The sequence below is a fragment of the Phycicoccus sp. Soil803 genome (assembly GCF_001429685.1).
GTDB lineage: Bacteria > Actinomycetota > Actinomycetes > Actinomycetales > Dermatophilaceae > Pedococcus.
On record NZ_LMST01000001.1, the window covers coordinates 4,180,819 to 4,195,418 of the forward strand.

General features: G+C 70.4%; 16 protein-coding genes. 5 read left to right on the top strand and 11 right to left on the bottom strand.

Going from position 1 to position 14,600, the window contains the following annotated elements:
• Positions 1 to 240: 240 nt before the first annotated feature.
• The 4 genes from ASG95_RS19420 to ASG95_RS19435 form a co-directional block, all read right to left on the bottom strand.
• On the bottom strand, positions 241 to 1,743 hold the full coding sequence (locus tag ASG95_RS19420; RefSeq protein ID WP_082592905.1) for a mannitol dehydrogenase family protein: 1,503 nt from the start codon (positions 1,741 to 1,743) through the stop codon (positions 241 to 243).
• Positions 1,744 to 1,764: 21 nt separating this feature from the next.
• The gene (locus tag ASG95_RS19425) at positions 1,765 to 2,580 is read right to left on the bottom strand and encodes a carbohydrate ABC transporter permease (protein ID WP_056921625.1); all 816 of its coding nucleotides are present in this window, start codon (positions 2,578 to 2,580) and stop codon (positions 1,765 to 1,767) included.
• The gene (locus tag ASG95_RS19430; RefSeq protein WP_057378515.1) at positions 2,577 to 3,515 is read right to left on the bottom strand and encodes a carbohydrate ABC transporter permease; all 939 of its coding nucleotides are present in this window, start codon (positions 3,513 to 3,515) and stop codon (positions 2,577 to 2,579) included. Before ASG95_RS19430 ends, ASG95_RS19425 begins: the two co-directional genes overlap by 4 nt.
• A gap of 179 nt (positions 3,516 to 3,694) precedes the next feature.
• A complete protein-coding gene (locus tag ASG95_RS19435) occupies positions 3,695 to 5,050 on the bottom strand; it encodes a sugar ABC transporter substrate-binding protein (RefSeq protein WP_057378516.1) in 1,356 nt (451 codons plus the stop codon).
• A 254-nt stretch (positions 5,051 to 5,304) separates the two neighbouring features.
• Between ASG95_RS19435 and ASG95_RS19440 the strand changes: the two genes are divergently transcribed.
• Entirely contained in the window at positions 5,305 to 6,351 is a 1,047-nt protein-coding gene (locus ASG95_RS19440; protein ID WP_082593301.1) for an AraC family transcriptional regulator, read from the top strand.
• Between the two features lie 103 nt (positions 6,352 to 6,454).
• Positions 6,455 to 7,237 (top strand): maleylpyruvate isomerase family mycothiol-dependent enzyme, encoded by a 783-nt coding sequence (locus tag ASG95_RS19445; protein ID WP_056921622.1) that lies wholly within the window; start codon positions 6,455 to 6,457, stop codon positions 7,235 to 7,237.
• Positions 7,238 to 7,251: 14 nt separating this feature from the next.
• Here the strand turns inward: ASG95_RS19445 and ASG95_RS19450 are convergent, their stop codons facing one another.
• The 3 genes from ASG95_RS19450 to ASG95_RS19460 form a co-directional block, all read right to left on the bottom strand.
• On the bottom strand, positions 7,252 to 7,833 hold the full coding sequence (locus ASG95_RS19450; protein ID WP_157582285.1) for a hypothetical protein: 582 nt from the start codon (positions 7,831 to 7,833) through the stop codon (positions 7,252 to 7,254).
• A gap of 62 nt (positions 7,834 to 7,895) precedes the next feature.
• The gene (locus ASG95_RS19455; RefSeq protein ID WP_057378518.1) at positions 7,896 to 8,225 is read right to left on the bottom strand and encodes a gamma-glutamylcyclotransferase family protein; all 330 of its coding nucleotides are present in this window, start codon (positions 8,223 to 8,225) and stop codon (positions 7,896 to 7,898) included.
• Positions 8,225 to 8,566: a DUF2200 domain-containing protein gene (locus ASG95_RS19460; RefSeq protein WP_057378519.1), complete on the bottom strand. Its 342-nt coding sequence runs from the start codon at positions 8,564 to 8,566 to the stop codon at positions 8,225 to 8,227. The genes ASG95_RS19455 and ASG95_RS19460 overlap by 1 nt, the downstream gene beginning before the upstream one ends.
• 37 nt (positions 8,567 to 8,603) lie before the next feature.
• Between ASG95_RS19460 and ASG95_RS19465 the strand changes: the two genes are divergently transcribed.
• Positions 8,604 to 9,257, top strand: coding sequence for an MBL fold metallo-hydrolase (locus tag ASG95_RS19465; protein ID WP_057378520.1), 654 nt, complete (start codon positions 8,604 to 8,606; stop codon positions 9,255 to 9,257).
• An 89-nt stretch (positions 9,258 to 9,346) separates the two neighbouring features.
• On the opposite strand, the gene ASG95_RS21515 is transcribed toward ASG95_RS19465, so the two are convergent.
• Positions 9,347 to 9,511: a hypothetical protein gene (locus ASG95_RS21515; protein WP_157582288.1), complete on the bottom strand. Its 165-nt coding sequence runs from the start codon at positions 9,509 to 9,511 to the stop codon at positions 9,347 to 9,349.
• 100 nt (positions 9,512 to 9,611) lie between these two features.
• On the bottom strand, positions 9,612 to 9,860 hold the full coding sequence (locus tag ASG95_RS19470; RefSeq protein WP_056921618.1) for a DUF2630 family protein: 249 nt from the start codon (positions 9,858 to 9,860) through the stop codon (positions 9,612 to 9,614).
• 58 nt (positions 9,861 to 9,918) lie between these two features.
• Between ASG95_RS19470 and ASG95_RS19475 the strand changes: the two genes are divergently transcribed.
• Positions 9,919 to 11,883 (top strand): DUF362 domain-containing protein, encoded by a 1,965-nt coding sequence (locus tag ASG95_RS19475; protein WP_162259428.1) that lies wholly within the window; start codon positions 9,919 to 9,921, stop codon positions 11,881 to 11,883.
• Positions 11,880 to 13,013, top strand: coding sequence for an NAD-dependent epimerase/dehydratase family protein (locus ASG95_RS19480; protein WP_057378522.1), 1,134 nt, complete (start codon positions 11,880 to 11,882; stop codon positions 13,011 to 13,013). Before ASG95_RS19475 ends, ASG95_RS19480 begins: the two co-directional genes overlap by 4 nt.
• Here the strand turns inward: ASG95_RS19480 and ASG95_RS19485 are convergent.
• Positions 12,961 to 13,656: a hypothetical protein gene (locus tag ASG95_RS19485; protein WP_057378523.1), complete on the bottom strand. Its 696-nt coding sequence runs from the start codon at positions 13,654 to 13,656 to the stop codon at positions 12,961 to 12,963. The genes ASG95_RS19480 and ASG95_RS19485 overlap by 53 nt on opposite strands.
• Positions 13,657 to 13,666: 10 nt before the next feature.
• A complete protein-coding gene (locus tag ASG95_RS21875) occupies positions 13,667 to 14,545 on the bottom strand; it encodes a hypothetical protein (RefSeq protein WP_200961944.1) in 879 nt (292 codons plus the stop codon).
• Between the last annotated feature and the right edge of the window lie 55 nt (positions 14,546 to 14,600).

Genomic DNA, 14,600 nt, shown 5'->3' on the forward strand with positions numbered 1-14,600 from the left:
GACAGGTGTGCCTACCTCGACCCGCAACGCGACATCACGCCGTTCTATGCCCGCGCGCGCCGCTCGGCGCCGGCGCGCGCCAGTCGGCGCCGGCAGGCGCCAGTCTGCGCCGGCACGCGTCCGTCGGTATGCCGCGCACCGAGTGGGGTGCGCGGCATACCGGGCAGTGGGTCGGGACGCCGGGCCTCGGCGCACCGTTGGGCTGACCCGGCCGACCATGCGTCACAGTGGTCGGCCGGGTCAGGACTGGAGGGCCGCCTCGGTCGCGGCCACGGCCCCGCGCTCGTGCAGGTCGGCGAGCGCGCGGGTGTAGGCCTCGGTGAACCGCGGCTGGTCGGCGAGGTCACCGAACAGGTCGGGGTCGCGCAGGAACGCGCAGAGGTCCTCGTGCTGGCGTGCGGCCCGGGCCACGACGGCGTCCTTGCGCCGGTCGACGACCTCGATCGGGTCGCCCCGCTCGTCCTTCCCCTCCGCATAGCGGGCCCAGGACGCCACGATCAGCGCGGAGATGTCGACCGCCCCACCGGCGGCGAGGTTGTGGCGGATGACGGGCACCAGCCACTTGGGGATGCGGTCGCTGGACTCGGCACACAGCCGGGTGAGCGGGTCCCGGATCTCGGGGTTGGCGAACCGCTCGAGCAGTTGCCGCCGGTACTCCGCGAGGTCGACACCCGGCACCGGCTGGAGGGTGGGGCTGGCCTCCTGCTCCATGAAGGTGGCGAGCATGCGGACGAACAGGGGGTCCTGGCAGACCTCGTGCGCGTACCGGTAGCCGGCGAGGTAGCCGAGGTAGCACATCGCCTGGTGGCTCGCGTTGAGCAGGCGCAGCTTCATCAGCTCGTAGGGCACGACGTCCTCGACCAGCTGCACCCCGGCGTCCTCCAGTGGCGGGCGCCCTTGGGTGAAGCTGTCCTCGAGCACCCACTGGCTGAACGGCTCGCAGACCACCGGCCACAGGTCGGTCACGCCGAACTGGTCGGTGAGCCGCTCGATGTCCTCCTCGGTCGTGACCGGCGTGATCCGGTCGACCATGCTGTTGGGGAAGGCGACGTTGGCCTCCATCCAGTCGGCGAGGTCGGGGTCCTTGAGCCGGGCGAACGCGCAGATCATCCGCTTCGCGACGTCTCCGTTGTCGGGCAGGTTGTCGCAGCTCATCACCGTGAACGGCTCGCGACCCTCGGCGCGGCGGCGGGCCAGCGCGGCGACGACGTACCCGAACACGGTGTGCGGCACGGCATCCGGCTCGAGGTCGAGCCTGATGTCGGGGTCGTCCGCGTCGAAGTCACCCGTCTCCTGGTTGACCAGGTAGCCGCCCTCGGTGATGGTCATCGACACGATGCGGGTCCGCTCGTCGACCAGGCGGTCAACGACGTACGCACGGTCCGCGGGGGCGAAGACCACCTCCACGATCGAGCCCACCACCTTGGCGGACCACTTCCCGTCAGGGTGCTTGACGATCAGCGTGTACAGGCCACGCTGGGCGTCGAGGGTGTCGATGACGCGTCGGTCGTGCGGCAGCACGCCGACCCCACAGATGCCCCAGTCGAGCGCCTGCCCCTGGTTCATCAGGGTGTCGAGGTAGACGGCTTCGTGCGACCGGTGGAAGCCGCCGACCCCGAAGTGGACGATCGAGGCCGTCACCTGCGAGCGGTCGTAGGTGGGTTGGGCGACCCATTCGGGCACGACGGGGAGCAGGGTCGCCCCGGCCGCGGCACGGTGGTGGAGGGTGGGTTCGTGTGTCACGGAAGTAGTCCTGGCCGTCGGTTACTTGATGGCGCCCATGGACAACCCGCGCACCAGCTGCTTCTGCGCGACCCACCCGGCGAGGATGACTGGCAGCGCCGCGATCGTCGCGGCGGCGGAGAGGACCGCGAGGAACTGTCCACGTCCGTCGACGAAGCTGCCGAGGAACGGTGGCGTGGTCCGGGCCGCGTTGCTGGTCAGCAGGGTGGCGAGGAAGTACTCGTTCCAGCTGAAGATGAAGCTGATCAGCGCGGCCGCGGCAACGCCGGGGAGCACCAGCGGCAGGACGATCCGCACGATCTCGCGGTAGAGGCCGGCGCCGTCGACGCGGGCTGCCTCCACGATCTCGAACGGCACCTCGAGGAAGAACGACCGCATCATCCACACCGTGACGGGCAGGTTCACCGCGCCGTAGACCACGGCCAGCATGTAGATGTTGTCGAGCAGGCCGAGGTTCTTGAGGATGATGTACAGCGGCAGCACCACCGCGGCCATCGGCATGAAGCGGGTGGAGATGAAGAACGAGAGAGCACTCTCGACGTTCTTCACCCGCCGGATGCTGAGCGCGTACGCCGCGGGGATGGCGAGCACCACGGCGATGATCGTCGCGGTCACCGACGCGGTGATGGAGTTGATCAGGTAGCCCTTCATCCCGCGGTCCATCGCGAGCTGGTAGCCGGTGGTCACCGGACTGAAGAACACCTTCGGGTGGATGGACGAGGCGATCGCCTCCGGCTTGAAGCCGTTGATGATCATCCAGAAGACGGGAAAGAAGAAGACCAGGACGAGCACCCACGTGAGTGTGGTGACGAGGCCTCCCCGGACGCTGCGTGTCATCGACTTCCTCCAGCCATGAAGACCTTGAACAGGGTGCGGAGCGCGATCGTGGCCACGATGATCGTGAGCACCACGGTGATGACTCCGTATGCCGCGGCCTGACCGACGTCGAGGCCGATGAAGGCCCGCTCGTAGAGCAGGTAGGCGAGCGTCTTGGTGCCGCCGGTGCCCTTGGTCAGGATCGCGATCGGGTCGAAGACCTGGATGATGATGACCGCGCCCAGCAGGACACCGATCTCCACGTACATCCGCAGGTGCGGCAACGTGATCCAGGTGAAGATGCGCCACGGGCCGGCGCCGTCGACCTGGGCCGCCTCGAGGATTCCCGTGTCCTGGCCCTGGAGCCCGGCCAGCAGGATCAGCATCATGAACGGGGTGAACTCCCACGTCAGCACGATGATCACGGCCAGGAGCGGGTGCTCGGTGCTCCACGAGATGACCGGCAGGTGCAGCGTCCGCGAGAGCCAGTTGAGGATGCCGATGTTCGTGTCGAACATCGAGTACTTCCAGATCAGCGCCGAGGCCGCAGGCATGATCAGGAACGGCGTGATCATCAGCGTGCGGGCCACCGCTCGCCCGCGGAACTGACGGTTCAGCAGGAGGGCGAACATCATGCCGAACAGGAGCGAGAACACCACGGCCAACGCGGTGATCACGACGGTGGCGACGATCGACGGCCACAGGTCGCCGGACGACAGCGCCGTGCCGTAGTTCTTGAACCAGGTGAAGCCGCGGTCGTTGGGGTAGAGGAGGTTCCACCGGATCGTCGAGTAGCCGACGGTCGTGAGGAACGGGATCTGGGTCAGCAGGATGAGGAAGAGGACGGCCGGCAGCAACAGCCACCGTGCGGTCCACACCTCCTTCGAGGTGGTCTTGACCCGCCGCTTGTCGGTCGCAGTCTGCGCGACGACGGTGTCGAGCTCGGTGACGGCCATGAGGAAACTCCCCTGGTTGTGGCTTGGACAGGTGGTGTTCGGGGGATGTGAGCAGGCGATCTGCGGGACGGGCGGAAGGACCTGGGGGAGGGTGCCGGAGCCGGATGGGAGTCACGACCCCGGCACCCTGTCTTCCGTCCGTGCGAGTTCGGACGGAGGTCCTCAGGACCGGGCGGGGACTACTTGTGCGCGTCGCCCGCCTTCTTGGCGATGCCCTGGCACTTGCCGAGTGCGTCGTCCACCGTGCCGCGGTTGGCGAGGTAGTCGGCGATCAGCTGGGCGCACTGGTTGCCGACGTCCTGGAACTCGGGGATCGACACGTACTGGATACCGACCCAGGGCTGCGGGTTCACGCCCGGCTGCTTCGGGTTCACCGACTTCATGACGTCCAGGGTGATGGGCGCGTAGGCCGCGGCAGCCTGCTTGTACTCGGGCAGGTCGTAGGTCGACTGACGGGCACCCGGGGGCACCAGGGACCAGCCGAGCTTCTCGCCGACGAGCTTGTGGTAGTCCTTGCTCGTCGCCCACTTGATGAAGTCGATCGCGGCGTCCTTGTTCTTCGTGGTCGCCGGGACCGCGAGGTTCCAGCTCCACAGCCAGCCCGACTCCTTGGTCTTGTCGACAGGCATGTGGGCGTAGCCCATCTTGCCCTTCACCGGGGAGTCGTCGGCCTCGAGCATCGAGGCAGCCACGGAGGCATCGGCCCACATGGCGGCCTTGCCTTCCTTGAGCGCCGTCAGGCACTCGTTGAAGGAGTAGGACACCGGGTCCTTCTCCCCCGAGGTGTCGAGCAGCGTCTTGTAGAACGTGACCGCCTGCTTCCACTCCGGCGTGTTGACCGTGGCGTTCCAGCTGGTGTCGTACCAGTTGCCACCGAAGGTCTGCACGACCGTGGTGAGCGGCGCGAAGAGGTCACCCCAGCCGGGCTTGCCGCGCATGCAGATGCCGGCCCGTGAGGAGGTGTTGACCTTCTTGGCCGCGTCCGCGACCTGCTGCCAGGTGGGGTTGGCGGAGAGGGTGACACCCGCCTTGTCGAGGATCTCCTTGTTGTACATGAGGATCGACGACTCGCCGTAGAACGGGACGGCATACTGCTTGCCGTCGTTGGAGATCGCCTCGCGCACCGGCGCGAGGAGGTCGTCGACGTCGTATGCCGCGTCGGACTTGAGCGGTCCGGTCAGGTCGACCAGCCAGCCGTTCGCACCCCACTGCGGGGTCTCGTACGCGCCGATGGTGACGATGTCGTACTGGCCGGCCTTGCTGGCGACGTCGGCGGTGACCGCTGCGCGGAGGTCACCCTCCTCCATGACCTGGAAGTTGATCTTGGTGCCGGGGTGAGCAGTCTCGTACTCCCCCTTGAGCTTCTCCATGTCCTTCATCTGGCCGTTGTTCACGGTGGCCAGGTTGAGGGTGACGTTCTTGCCGTCGCCTCCGCCGCCGCCACTGGACACTGCGCCCGACGAGCAGGCCGCCATGGCGAGCGCGGCTGCCACCACGCCCGCACCCGCGGTCAGGGCGCGCTTCGAACAGAGCATGCCTAACTCCTTTGGTAGGTGAGCCTTTGGTACTCGAGTCCCGCCGTTCGCAGGGGACGAGGTGGGGCTCACCTGGTCCTGGCCGCGGTGCCGGGATGACCTCAGCGTGGCCGCGAGGCAGGCAACCGGACAATGACGCCTTCGCCAGAGTTTCGATACTTTCCCATTCCGCTCATCTGAGCAGGGCCCTTCACGCCTGAGCGTTCGTGCGGCAGACTGAGGTCTCGATCGGCTCTGACCGCACGCTGGAGCAGATGGAGGTGAGGACTTCGTATCAGTCGACGGGCACGCCGAGGCGCCCCCTCGCGCGCTTCGCGCCCCCGGAAGTGGTCGAGCTCCCCTTGGCCCACCGCCCCGGCAGCCCCTACCCAACCGCCCCTCGCCGTGAGGTGATCCCCCCTCACCCGCAGCACGCCTTCCGTGCGCTCACCCACGACTTCCCCAGTGAGATCTGTGGGTGGGGCGCCCACCCCGAGTACGAGATCCACCTCATCACCAAGACCCACGGCAGCTTCATCGCCGGCGACCACGTGGGCACCTTCGCCCCCGGACACGTCAGCATCATGGGCCCGCTGCTACCCCACGACTGGGTGAGTGACCTGCCCCCGGGGCAGGTGGCCCCCGACCGCGACGCCGTCATCCAGTTCACCGACGAGTGGGTGCGGGAGTGCATGCGGCTCATCCCCGAGCTGCAGGAGATCGACGACATCCTCGCGCAGTCCGCGCGAGGCATCGTCTTCTCCGGCGCCACCGCCTGGCGCGCCGCCGAGAACATCCTCGAGGTGGTGCGCAGCGAGGGCACCGAGCAGGTCGCAAGCCTGTTCCGCCTGCTCTCGATCTTCGCGCGCGCCCCCCAGGAGGAGCGCGAGGTCGTGGCCAGTGAGTGGCTCGGCCGCCCCACCGACCCGAACTCGCTCAACGCCGTCGAGGCGGGTCTGGCCTACATCTTCGAGAACCTCACCGACGACATCCGGCTCTCCACGGCGGCCAAGCTCGCCTACATGTCGGAGCCGACGTTCTCGAAGTACTTCCGCAGTGCCACCGGCATGACCTTCAGCAACATGGTCAAGAAGCTGCGGATCGCGCACGCCCGCCGCCTGCTCGACACGACCCCGGCCTCCATCGCCCAGGTGGCGGAGCTGAGTGGCTACCGCAACATGGCCAACTTCAACCGTCAGTTCCTCGCCGAGGTGGGCGCGACCCCCACGGCCTACCGCAGGCTCGAGTCCTCACAGAAGCCTCCCGCCGAGGTGTTCAGCCTCGGCCTGCGCGCCCGCATCGGCGCCGGCAACCACGCCTGAGCCTCCCGCGGAAGCAAGAAACGATCGAAGGCCGCACGGTTCATACCGATGACCGCCCGAAACTCGATGTCGCCGAGGGTCATCGGGCTGGTAGACATCCGGGGTGCACACGACGCCGGAGTTCCCCGACCTGCTGAGACTGATCGATGAGCGATCGACCGCCTTCCTTGCCCTGGTGGCCGCGGCGCCCGATCTCGACGTGCCGGTGCCGACCTGCCCCGGGTGGACGCTGTTCGACCTCGCCGAGCACATCGGCCAAGGGCGACAGCGCTGGGCGACGATCGTGGCGTTCGGCCCCTCCGACGAGCGACCGGCGGGCACGGCTCCTGGGGATGGCGCGGACGCGCCCCGGGACCGCGATGCCCTGCAGGCCTGGCTGGCCGACTCGGTTGCCGAGCTGGACACCACCCTGCGGGACGCCGGACCGGACCGGGGGAGCTGGGCCTGGTGGGATGTCTCGCAGTCGCCACTCACGGCCGGGGCGGTCGCCCGACACCAGCTGCAGGAGGTCGCGGTGCACACCTATGACGCCCAGGTCGCTCTCGGCGCACCGCAGCCCATCCCCGACGAGGCAGCTGTGGACGGCGTCGAGGAGTTCCTCTCCTCCTGCAACGCCACCACGTACGCCTGGCCACACGAACCGGCGACGCTCGACTACGTGTCGACCGAGGGCCCCGCCTGGCGGCTCTGGCTCGACGGGGACGGCGCTCGCTTCGCCCGCCTTCCGGATGGTGGCGACTCGACGGACCCTGCGACCATGACGGGCCGGGGCTCGGCCAGCGAGATCGTCCTCACGATGTACGGCCGGATCCCGTTGGAGACCCTGGAGATCACCGGCGACCGAGCCGTGCTCGACGGTCTCGTCGAGTGGGTCCCGGGCGCCTAGGTCGTACGTACCTCCTAGGCCTTGCAGAGCACCAGGGGCGGAGGGCCCTTGGGGCTCAGCTCGAACTGCTGCACCTTGGTCAGGCCGAACAGCCCCCACCGGATCGGGACGACGTCGAGTGTCGTGGTCACACCCGGCCCGCAGGACGACTTGGTGACGGTGACCCACATGGCGACCTCCTCACCCGGTCCGACCCGCATCGAGGTGGCCTCCGGGTCGGGTCGCACCCCGCCGAAGGTGTTGCCCGGTCCCAACACCGGGGCCCAGCGCACGTCGACGATGTCGTCCGGCGTCCTGTCGGCGCCGGGAGCGAAGACCGTGACCGGGAGGTGACCGTCGTTCCGGACCGAGTAGACGACGGTCGCGGTGCTGCCGGCCGGTCCATCGAGGACTGCGGCGGACCCGAAGATCGGATCGTCGACCAGCGTGGCACCTGTTCCCCCAGGGCCGACGTAACCGTTCCACGTCAGCGGTTCGTAGAACCGCAGGCCCACTGCGCCCACCACCAGCAGGACCCCCGCGAGGACAGCCACGAGGACAGCCACCCTCGACCGCGCAGCCGTCTGCTGCGACGTGATCACACCCGCTGCTGACACGGCGCCACCTTCATGCGCCCGGACGCTACCAAGTCGCCCGACACCGTGGGGGCGATTCGGGACTACCGCCGCAGGGCGTAGACGTAGGCGCGGACCTCCGCACCGGTGTGCAGGTGCACGGTCGTCAGCACCCGGTCGTAGCCCTCGCCCTCGAACGCGTCGAGCCGGTCCCAGTGGGCCGGCAGGTCGTCCGACCGGAACAGCAGCCCGGGCACCTCGGGCCCTTCGTCATCGAGCACGATCGCGGGGTAGCCGGCGGCCGCACCCCACCCGTCCGGCAACAGGTCGCCGCGCGCGACGGCCGGCTCCCAGGTGCCGACCATGCCGTCCATCTCGTGCGCGTTGGGTCGCCCGGGGGCGAGCGTGCCGTAGACGAAGAGCCCGTGGGTCATCAGCCGCGGAGCACCTTGTCCATCGGCTTGCCCTTGGCCAGCTCGTCGACGAGCTTGTCGAGGTACCGGATCTTCTGCATCAGGGGGTCCTCGACCTCCTCGACCCGGATCCCGCAGATCGACCCGGTGATCAGCGACGCGTTGGGGTTCACCGTCGCGGCGGCGAAGAAGTCCTCGAAGGTGGTCTCGTCGGCGAGGTGCCGCGTGAGCGCGGCCTCGTCGAACCCGGTCAGCCACTCGATCACCCGGTCCAGCTCGGCGCGGCTGCGGCCCTTCTTCGCCACCTTGTTCACGTAGTGGGGGTAGACCGCGGCGACGCTCGTCGTGAAGATCCGGCTCACCTGCGCGAGCCTAGCCGCGATGGGTGAGGATGGGGGTATGCCGGACATCGCACCTACCCCGGGCGGCGTGCGCGTCGCGCGCATCGTCACCGCAGGCACCTTCGACCGGCCCGAGGGCGCCTTGACCCTCGAGAACAACACCTGGGTGATCGGCGACGACACAGAGTGCCTGGTCATCGACGCGGGCCACGACGGCCGCGCGATCGTGAAGTCGATCCCGCGCGAGCAGCGCGTGCAGGGCGTCCTCATCAGCCACGGCCACGTCGACCACATCGACGCGGTGGGCGAGGTCTGCGACGGCACTCGCGCGCCCGCGCACCTGCACCCGGAGGACCGCTTCCTGTGGGACGAGCTCTACCCGGTCACCCCCGACGCGGCCCTGGCCGACGGCCAGGTACTGACCGTCGGTGACGTCGAGCTGCACGTCATCCACACCCCGGGCCACACGCCGGGGTCGTGCTGCTTCCACGCCCCAGCGCTCGGGGTCGTCTTCACCGGCGACACGCTGTTCCCGGGCGGGCCGGGAGCGACCCGCCACAACTACAGCGACTTCGACACCATCATCGAGTCGGTGCGCACCCGGCTGTTCACCCTGCCCGCAGACACGGTGGTGCTGCCCGGCCACGGCGACTCGACCGTCATCGGGGACGAGCTGCCCCACCTCCAGGAGTGGGTCGACCGACGCTGGTGACCCACTGATTCCACCGCTGTTGGAAGTGGAACTACCGGCTATCCGGTAGTTCCACTTCCAACAGGGCGGAGATCTGGGGGGTGACGGGGTCAGCCGAAGAGCAGCAACCCGGCCAGGACGAGCAGCACGGCTGCACCGTAGATCATCAGTGCAGCGGCCGCGACGGCCACGAGGCTGTGGCTCAGCCACCACTTCGGTTCATGGTGGGCTACGTGCGGGTGGGGAACATGCAGGTGGGCGAGTGTTGTGCGCATGGCGCACCCCCTTTGTCGGGTTCCGGCCTACTTCGAGAGTAGAACCCCTCGCTGAGGTGTCCAGTCCGCCACGCCGAACGCCGGGTGAACGGCGGGTGGCTCAGCCCCGGTAGTTCTCCACGATGCGGGCATCCCGCACCTCGGCAGCGGACGGGTCCTCGCCGAACTCGCGCTTGGCGCGACGCTGGCGCAGCAGGTCCCAGCACTGGTCCAGCTCGACCTCGATGGTCTGCAGGCGCTGGTTCTCCTCCTCGACGCTGATCTCGCCGGCGCCGAGCTTGCCGCGCAGGCTGTGCTCCTCGTCGATGAGTCCCTTGATGTGCTGCTGGATGTCGATGTCGTCGGCCACGTACTCACTATGTCATCGGCCCCTGTCGCTGGCGAGGGCACGCTGGTTACATGGACGGGTGGCACCCCGTGGCGTGCCGAGCCGGGACCCGCTGGCCTGCATCGTGGTCGGCGGTGGGGACGTCGATGCCCTCGGCCCGGCGGTCTCGGCCCTCGCCCCGGAGCTCTCCGGCGCCGCCGTCGTGCTCGTGCGGCTGCGCCAGCCCACACCGGTCGCCTCGAGCGTGGTCCATGCGCTGGTGGACCTGTTGCAGGACCAGGGATGCAGCCCCGTCGTGGTCGGCGCGACCGTGCAGGCGTACGACCGCGACCGCGGGCACGACTCGGTGCAGGAGCTGGCGCGGCTCGCGGGTCTCGGTGGCCGCACGGCGACCGGCACGCGCTATGACGTGGTCGACCTCGGCCGCGACCTCGTCGCCGCACGGGTCCCCGACACGAGCGTGCTGTCCGGTCACCTCGCGTCCCGCGCGTGGGTGGAGGCGCCCACCCGGGTGGTGGCCGCCCGCGCGGTCACCGACCTGGTCGACGGGTATGCCGCGGGCCTCACGACGCTCCTCGGCGCGGCTCCCGAGGTGGCCGGTGCCGAGGCCGCGGACGTCGCTGCCGACCTCCTGGCCCACCTCGCCCCGACGCTGGTCGTCGTCGACGCCCTCGAGGCAAGCGTGGGACCGGATGGCGGCCGGCTCGCCCAGCCGCTCGACAGCCGCACCCTCGTGGTGGCCACCGACCTGCTCGCGGCTGACGGCGCCACCGCGGCGCTGCTCGGGCTCGACCGGTCGACGTCACCCTTGTTCGAACGCGCCCTGCTCGCCGTCGGCCCCTCCCCGGGGCGCACCGAGGGCCGCCTGACGATGCTGGAGGGCGCCCACGCGGCCCATCCGCTGGCCCGCGGCGCGGCGCGGTCGGTCGCGGTGGAGCCGCGCCTGGCGCGGGTCCTCAGCGCCGCCACCGGCGGGCCGGACGAGGGCGCGTCGCCCGCCGACGCGGTGCTGTCGACGCTGCGGGCTCTGCTCACCCCCCTGGTCGTCGCGGCCGACGACCCCGCCGGACACGTTCCCCTCACGGCCGTCCTCGGTGCTGTCGGCGCCGCCCGACGGAGCGCGCTCGCCTGGTCCACCGGGGTGGACAAGGACACCGTCGACCGCCGTGAGGTACCCCTCGGTTTCGACCCCGCGGCATACCCGGTCAGCGCCTATGACGGGCTGCCGGCGTTCTTCGCGGCGTTCGACGCGCTGGTGGAAGGGGTCCCGGAGAACGCCGACGGGATGCGCTGGCGGCTCGTGGACGGGGCAACCGTCTTCGAGGTGGGCCGCGAGGTCCCGGCCGACTTCGACGAGTGGGTCGCCCGGGTGGACGTGGCCGCGGGCATCAGCCTGATGGCCGACTACCTCGGTGGGCGCCGGGTGACCGTCTCGTCGGCGTCGTCCTCCACCGGCACCACTCGCACGCGTCAGGCCGAGCGGAACCTCTACCTGCCCCAGCCCAACTACCTGGCAGCGTGGGGTGGTGAGCCGATCGACGTCTGCAAGATCGAGCTGGTCGAGCGGAGCCCGGACCGGCACCGCCTTACCTGGCGAACTGTCAGCAGCCCCAACGGTTCTGCCGAGTTCGACGACGGCAGCCTGACCTTCACCCGCACCCGGTCGGGCACCCTCGTCGCGGTGCGCGGGCGACAGCTCTTCGCCCTCCCCGCGACGTGGGCGGGCATCGACCTCGCCGCGGTGCCCGAGCTGCGGAACCCGTTGCTGGAAGAGGCCTACCGACGCTTCTTCACGACGACGTTCGACAACCTGGAGGCCGGCTTCGAGGGTCGCGGGTTCCGGATCGGACGACCGCCCATGGACCCCGCCGAACCCCTCCTGACGCAGGCCCTCGACCTCGTCCTCGGGGCGGTCACCGACTGGCTCGACCGCCCGGGCAGCCCGGGCATCCCGGCCGGTCCCGACCCCACCAGGGGCGCCGCGAGGGCGACCGGTCCCGAGGTCGACGCGCAGGGCTTCCGCCACGTCCGGGGTGCGCGATGAAGGTCGCGGTCACCGGCGCCACCGGCATGGTGGGGGGCCAGGTCGTGGCGGCCGCCCTCGCCGCGGGGCACGAGGTGCTCGCGATCGCGCGGCCCGACCCCGAGCACCGCAGGACGCAGGTGAGGGTCGGGGTCCACACGGTGCCCGTCGCGACCGCGGCCCTCACCGACCCGCCGGTCCTCCGCGCCGCCATGCAGGGGTGCGACGCCGTCGTCCACTGCGCCGCGGTCTACGCCTTCGGTGCCGCACGGGCCGCCGAGGTCGACCAGGTCAACACGGACGGCACGCAGGCCGTCCTCGAGGCAGCCGCCGCGGCCGGGATCGCGCGTGCCGTCGTCACCTCGTCGTCGGTGACCCGCGGGTCGAGCCTGCTCCCTCGTGCGCGGTCCGAACGAGACCACCTCGGGTCCGAACCAGCGCCGGCCTACTACGCCAGCAAGGTCGCCCAGGAGGAGATCGCCCTCGAGACCGGTCGCCGGCTGGACCTCGAGGTCGTGCTGGCCCTGCCCACCGTGGTCCTGGGTGGACCCTTCACCCGGCTCGCCCCGAGCAACGCCATCGTCCTGCGCTACCTGCTCGACCCGACGCGCAGCACCTTCCCCGGCGGGTGCAACGTCGTCGACGCCCGTGACGTCGGCGCCGGCCACGTGTGCCTCCTCGAGCACGGGGTGGCCGGCGAGCGCTACCTGCTCGGCGGCGAGGACGTCAGCTGGCGCATGCTCCATAGCCTCGTGTCCGACCTCGCCGGGCTGCCCGGCCCCTTCGCCGAGATGGACGCGGGCAGCGCGTGGGCCGTGTCGGCCGCGACCGAGTGGTGGGCCCAGCTGCGGGACGCGACCCCGCTGACCACGCGCGAGGAAGCCTCCACCGTGGGCCGGTTCTACTGGTACACCTCGACCAAGGCCCAGGGCCTCGGGTATGCCGCGCGGCCGGCTCGCGCGTCGGTGGCCGCCTCACTGGCGTGGCTGGCGGTGAGCCCCGACCTGCCCCGATGGGCGCGTGAAGGACTGCGGTTGCACCCCGAGGTGCGCGCCGCCCGGGACCTGGTCGCCGCACCCCTGACGGATCCGGAGGAGGTCAGTCCGCGACCTCGACGGTCACCTCCAGCATGGCCTCGTCGCCGCCGCTGACGGTCACGCTACCCACGTACTGCTGACCCGGCTGCACGACCGCCTCCTCGAGGTCGACCGAGATCCGGACCTGGTGCTCCTCCCCGGCCGGGATCGTCACGTGCTCGGGCTCGACCTCCAGGCTGAGCGCGACCACCGTGCCGGTGGCGTCGCGCAGGTCGCTGGGCTCCAGCTCGACGCGACGGGCGCGTGGGTGCCGGTTGACGACCGTGACCGTGCCCTGGGCGGTCTGCCCCACGGCAGCTCGCAGGTGCACCCGCGAGCGGCGGACCCCGTCGTCCGGCTCGGCCGGCGGCGCCGGCGGAGCGCCGGTGCGCGAGGTGCTGGTGCCGCGACGCACCCGCGTGCCGCCGGCAGCGGAGGCGTCGCTGATGATGCGGGCCGCACTCCGGGTGCCCAGCGCCATGAGCTCGCTGGCGTAGTCGAGGCCCAGGGCGCTGGCCTCGCGCCAGTAGCGCGCGCCCTCGCGGCTCACGGCGTCGAGGTAGGCCTTGCTGGTGGTGGACCGGTCGACATCGCCGGACAGGGCCGCCCGGCCCAGCTCGAGCGACTGCTTGGCCAGGGTCGACTGTGACTGCAGGGCTTGGCGCGCCAGCTCGGTGATCCGGGCCAGCGTCTCGTCGGTGCTGTTCGTCTCCGTCATGACACTCCTCCTAGCAGCAGCATCCGCAGTCGCAGCCCACGTCGACCGCGTCGCACTCCGCGGGCAGCACCACGACGGCGACCCGCTGCGGGCGCGCGCAGCCCTCGAAGCGAACGTCCGCATACGCACTCACGCACGAGTCGACGTCGGCGGTCCGGCTCCTCGAGGCGACCACCACCTCCACGGGCTCACGCGCCGCAGCTGCGGCTGCGGCCGCCTTGGTGGGCTTGGTGGGTGCGTCCGATGCCGGGTCCTCGGGCTCCGCCTTGTCGACGACGTCCGCGGACCTGCTGGTCGACGAGCCGTCGCCGCGGGTCGAGACCAGCAGCCGGACCACCCTGTCCTCGCACGGCTTCAGGACGACCTTCTCCTCCTCCAGGACCGCGCGGATCTCGAGGTCGTCACCGTCGCAGCCGTGCCAGGGCCCGACCTGGAGGGACACCTCGCGCTCACGACGCCAGGGGTTGTGGAGCCTGAAGGGCACCACGCGCACCTCACCGGCCCGGGCGTGGACGATCACGTCCGCCGCCGGCACGCAGCAGTCACACACGTCGCCGCACCCGCACCGGTCGTGACAGCCGCACCCCTGGTGGTCGTGCCCGTGCTCGTGGTGGTCGTGCTCGTGGTGGTGGTGGTCGTGCTCGTGGTGGTGGTGGTCGTGCCCGTGCTCGTGGTGGTGGTCGTGGCCGTGGCCGCGCGCACCCTTCGACCGACGACCGGGGGCTGTGCCGGGAGCACCCGGCATACCCAGCCCTGCTGCCTCGACGACCGGCGACCAGGCCTGCTGCCACTGGTCCCAGGCGGTCCTCGACTGGTCCACCCACTGCTGCACGGCGTCGGCGAAGCCGTCGCGCAGGGAGGTGAGGTACTCGGGTGCGGTGGTGCTCATGGTGATCACTCCGATGGGTCGCGAGGCAGGATGATGACGTCGAGGTCGGCCGTGC